5 protein-coding genes are annotated in these 4553 nt (G+C 69.5%); all 5 read left to right on the top strand.

Annotated features, from left to right (window positions below; genetic code table 11):
* Window positions 1-237 precede the first annotated feature (237 nt).
* Complete coding sequence (locus tag VGD93_RS05040) at window positions 238-672, top strand: RrF2 family transcriptional regulator (RefSeq protein ID WP_395009818.1); 435 nt, start codon at window positions 238-240, stop codon at window positions 670-672.
* A gap of 186 nt (window positions 673-858) precedes the next feature.
* A complete protein-coding gene (locus VGD93_RS05035; RefSeq protein WP_395009815.1) occupies window positions 859-1887 on the top strand; it encodes a sulfate ABC transporter substrate-binding protein in 1029 nt (342 codons plus the stop codon).
* Window positions 1859-2821 (top strand): sulfate ABC transporter permease subunit CysT, encoded by a 963-nt coding sequence (locus VGD93_RS05030; protein WP_395009813.1) that lies wholly within the window; start codon window positions 1859-1861, stop codon window positions 2819-2821. The genes VGD93_RS05035 and VGD93_RS05030 overlap by 29 nt, the downstream gene beginning before the upstream one ends.
* On the top strand, window positions 2814-3680 hold the full coding sequence (gene cysW / locus VGD93_RS05025) for a sulfate ABC transporter permease subunit CysW (protein ID WP_395009811.1): 867 nt from the start codon (window positions 2814-2816) through the stop codon (window positions 3678-3680). Before VGD93_RS05030 ends, cysW begins: the two co-directional genes overlap by 8 nt.
* A gap of 15 nt (window positions 3681-3695) precedes the next feature.
* Window positions 3696-4553 (top strand): sulfate/molybdate ABC transporter ATP-binding protein (locus tag VGD93_RS05020; RefSeq protein ID WP_395009810.1); only part of this gene is annotated, 858 nt, incomplete at its 3' end.

Here is a 4553-nt window from a genome sequence, read left to right as displayed (position 1 = left end):
GCGCCCTCCGCCGCCGGCCCGGCGCCGACCGTCATCCGCTTCCGGCCGCGGCAGCCGGCGTCGCTGCCGGCGATGCCGTTCAACCCTGAAGTCCCGCCGCCCCCGCCGGGGAGCCCGCCGCCGGCGGAAGGCGGCGAGGAGACGCCCTGACGCGCCGCGTCGATTGCGCTATACCTTGATCGGCGCAGTCGACTTGCGGCTCCTGCCGGTCGCCGCCGCGCCGCCCGGAGCAGTCCCATGGCCCTCATCACGCAACGCGCCAAGTATGCCCTGCGGGCGCTGGTGGCGCTGGCCAAGGCCCCGGCCGGCCGGCCGCTGCTCATCGCCGAGATCTCGCGCGAGCAGGCCATCCCCCGGAAGTTCCTCGAGCAGATCCTTCTGGAGATGAAGCGGGCCGGGATCGTGACCAGCCGGCGCGGCCGGCTCGGCGGCTACGCGCTGCTGCGCCCCCCCACCGATGTCACCTTCGGCGAGGTACTGCGGCTCATCGACGGGCCGATCGCGCCGCTGCCGTGCCTGTCCCGGGTCGCCTACCGGCGCTGCGCCGATTGCGCCGACGAGGCGAATTGCGAGATCCGCAGGGTCTTCGCCAGGGTTGCCGCCGCCACCCGTGACGTGCTCGACCGGACGACGCTGACCGATGCTGTGGACGACGGCGCACCGGTGCTCTAGCCTGATCCGGGAGAACCGCTTTCTTTGCGATGCCCCGATCGTGGCGGCAGGGGCAGTGCTAGTGTCGTCTGCGCCAGGTTCGTTGAAAATTTTTTCCACAGGGCGAAATCGGCGCGCCGCCGGCTTTCTTGCGAATGCCTACTAAACAGGTAGAGTTAGAAGGTCGACACCGCTGGGAGGGGCGAGATGGAGCAAGCAGGCAGGGTCCTAGCCATCGGTGGCCTGATCGCCGTTTTCGCGCTGGCCGGCGTGGTGATGGTGCGCGGCGCCGACCAGGTGATGCTCAACGTCAGCTACGATCCGACGCGCGAACTCTACGAGGAGTTCAACGCCGCCTTCGCGCGGCACTGGCAGCAGACGACCGGCGCTGCCGTCACCATCGAGATGAGCCACGGCGGCTCGGGCAAGCAGGCGCAGGCGGTGATCGACGGGCTCAAGGCCGACGTGGTGACGCTGGCGCTCGAAGGCGATATCGACAGGATCGCGCAGGCGGGGCTGATCGCGCCCGACTGGCGCGGTCGGCTCCCGGACAAGTCCACGCCCTATACCTCGACCGTCGTCTTCCTCGTGCGCGAGGGCAATCCCAGGGGCATCGCCGATTGGGGCGACCTCGTCGGCGACGGCATCGAGGTGATCACCCCCAATCCCAAGACCTCGGGCGGCGCCCGCTGGAATTATCTCGCCGCCTGGGGCTGGGCTGCCGCCGCCTATGGCGGCGACGAGGCCAGCATCATCGACTTCATCCGCCGGCTCTACCGCAACGTGCCGGTGCTCGACACCGGCGCCCGCGGCGCCACCGTGACCTTCGTGCAGAAGGAACTGGGCGACGTGCTGCTGGCCTGGGAGAACGAGGCCTGGCTGGTGCTCCACGAATTCGGCGCGGACCAGTTCGACATCATCGTGCCGCCGACCTCGATCCGGGCCGAACCGCCCGTCGCCGTGGTCGACGCCAATGCTGCGGCCAGGGGCACGACGGAGCTGGCCACGGCCTACCTGAACTATCTCTATTCGCCCGAGGGCCAGGCGATCGCGGCCCGCCACCACTATCGCCCGTCGCGGCCCGACCTGGTCGAGGACAAGGCGCTGCTCGCCGACTTCCCGCAGATCGAAATGGTCGGCATCGACGATCCGCTGTTCGGGGGGTGGGGCGAGGTGCAGCCCAGGCATTTCGGCGATGGCGGCATCTTTGACCAGATCTACGCCCCGCCGCGCTGAGCCGGCGCCGCGCCGGTCGAGGCCCCTGCGCGCCGGCGGCTGGTTCGTCAGGCCGAGCGTCATCCCCGGCTTCGGCCTGACGCTCGGCTACACGCTCACCTATCTGGGTCTCGTCGTGTTGATCCCGATCGCCGCCCTGTTCGCCAGGGCAGCCGGCATCGCGCCGGAGCGCGTTCTGGCCATCGCGCTCGACCCGCGCACGCTGGCGGCGCTATGGACCAGTTTCGGCTCCTCGCTCCTCGCCGCGCTCGTCAATGTGGTGTTCGGGGTGATCGTCGCGTGGGTACTGGTGCGCTACAGCTTTCCCGGCAAGCGCCTGTTCGACGCCATCGTCGATTTGCCCTTCGCGCTGCCGACTGCCGTCGCCGGCATCGCGCTGTCCTCGCTGTACGCCCCGCGGGGCTGGATCGGTTCGCTGTTCTCGCCGCGCGGGCCGCTCAATGCCTGGATCGACGCCCAGGCCTGGCTTCCCGAGTGGGTGCGCGCCGTCGAGATCGACTGGAAGATCGCCTATGCGCCGAGCGGCATCGTCGTCGCTCTGATCTTCATCGGCCTGCCCTTCGTGGTGCGCACGGTGCAGCCGGTGCTCGCCGAGTTCGAGCCCGAACTCGAGGAGGCGGCGGCGACGCTCGGCGCCCGCCGCTGGCAGACGATGGCGCGGGTCATCCTGCCGCGCCTCACGCCGGCCGTGCTCACCGGCTTCGCGCTGGCCTTCGCCCGCGCCGTCGGGGAATACGGCTCGGTCATCTTCATCGCCGGCAACATCCCCTATGTCAGCGAGATCGCGCCGCTGCTGATCGTCATCCGGCTCGAGGAGTTCGACCAGCCGGCGGCGGCGCTGATCGCCGCAATCATGCTGGTGCTGGCCTTCCTCATGCTGCTGGTGATCAACCTGATCCAGGGCTGGAGCCGCAGGAGGTTCGGCGATGTCTAGGAAAGACGAGGCTGCCCGCCGGGCCGGGCCGACCAGCGAAGCGCCGTGGCTGCGCCGGCTGCTGATCGCTGTGGCCATCGGCTTCATGCTGCTCACCCTCGTGCTGCCGCTCGTCCTCGTCTTCAGCGAGGCCTTCCGCAAGGGCCTGGACGTCTTCGTCGCCGCCCTGGGCGAGCGAAACGCCCTGGCGGCCATCCGGCTCACGCTGCTCGTCGCCGCGATCGCCGTGCCGCTCAACCTCGTCTTCGGGGTGGCCGCCGCCTGGGCCATCGCCAAGTTCGAGTTCAAGGGCAAGGCCTTCCTCACCACCCTGATCGACCTGCCGTTCTCGGTCTCGCCGGTGGTCGCGGGCCTCGTCTACGTGCTGCTGTTCGGCGCGCACGGCCTCATCGGCCCGTGGCTGCAGGCCAACAATATCGAGATCATCTTCGCCGTGCCGGGGATCGTGCTGGCCACCATCTTCGTCACCTTTCCGTTCGTGGCGCGCGAGCTGATCCCGCTGATGCAGGACCAGGGCAGCGGCGACGAGGAGGCGGCGCTGTCGCTGGGCGCGTCCGGCTGGCAGGCCTTCTGGCGCGTGACGCTGCCCAACATCAAGTGGGGCCTGCTCTACGGCGTGCTGCTGTGCAATGCCCGCGCCATGGGCGAATTCGGCGCCGTCGCCGTCGTCTCCGGCCACATTCGCGGCAAGACCACGACCATGCCGCTGCACATCGAAATCCTCTACAACGAGTACAACTTCGCCGGTGCCTTCGCCGTGGCGACGCTGCTCGCCCTGCTGGCGCTGGTGACGCTGCTGATCAAGACCATTCTCGAGTTCCGCTTCGGCCGCGAACTGGCGGCGACGCGCAAACACTAGGCTAAAGGGGGCCCGATGGAAATCCGCGTCCAGAACGTGCGCAAGGAGTTCTCGCGCTACCCGGCGCTCAACGACGTGTCCCTCGCCATACGTTCGGGCGAGCTGATCGCGCTGCTTGGCCCCTCGGGCTCGGGCAAGACCACGCTGCTGCGCCTCATCGCCGGGCTCGAGGTGCCGACCGCCGGGCGCATCTTCTTCGGCGACGAGGACGCCTCCTCCAAGAGCGTGCAGGAGCGCAATGTCGGCTTCGTGTTCCAGGCCTATGCGCTGTTCCGCAACATGACCATCCTCGAGAACATCTCCTTCGGGCTCAAGGTGCGGCCGCGCGCCACCCGGCCGCCGCGGGCGGAGATCCGCCGGCGGGCGCTGGAGCTGCTCGACCTCGTGCAGCTTGCCGGCCTCGAGAAGCGCTATCCGCAGCAGCTGTCGGGCGGCCAGCGCCAGCGCGTGGCGCTGGCCCGGGCCCTCGCCATCGAGCCCGCCGTGCTGCTGCTCGACGAGCCGTTCGGGGCGCTCGATGCGCAGGTGCGCAAGGAATTGCGCAGGTGGCTCAGGGACATGCACGACCGCACCGGGCACACCACGGTGTTCGTCACCCACGACCAGGAGGAGGCCCTCGAGCTCGCCGACCGCCTGGTGGTGATGAGCCAGGGCACGATCGAGCAGGTCGGCACGCCGGACGAGGTCTACGACAGGCCCAATTCGCCCTTCGTCTTCGGCTTCATCGGCGAATCGAGCGGGCTGCCGGTCGAGGTAGCCAATGGCGAGATCTGGGCCGGTCCGCGCCCGCTCGGCCTGCCGGCGCCGGACCTGCCGGCCGGCCCGGCGCTGCTCTATTTCCGCCCGCACGATGTCGAGGTCGTGGCCGACGGG

This window comes from Devosia sp. (genome assembly GCF_036406155.1).
GTDB lineage: Bacteria > Pseudomonadota > Alphaproteobacteria > Rhizobiales > Devosiaceae > Devosia_A.
Note: the sequence above shows the minus strand (reverse complement) of the source record. Positions and strands in the feature narration are given on the sequence as shown.

Bases quoted from the DNA above. Each gene is read 5' to 3' on its own strand.
- VGD93_RS05040 (WP_395009818.1), top strand. From the start codon at position 238: ATGGCCCTCATCACGCAACGCGCCAAGTATGCCCTGCGGGCGCTGGTG.
- VGD93_RS05035 (WP_395009815.1), top strand. From the start codon at position 859: ATGGAGCAAGCAGGCAGGGTCCTAGCCATCGGTGGCCTGATCGCCGTT.
- cysW (WP_395009811.1), top strand. From the start codon at position 2,814: ATGTCTAGGAAAGACGAGGCTGCCCGCCGGGCCGGGCCGACCAGCGAA.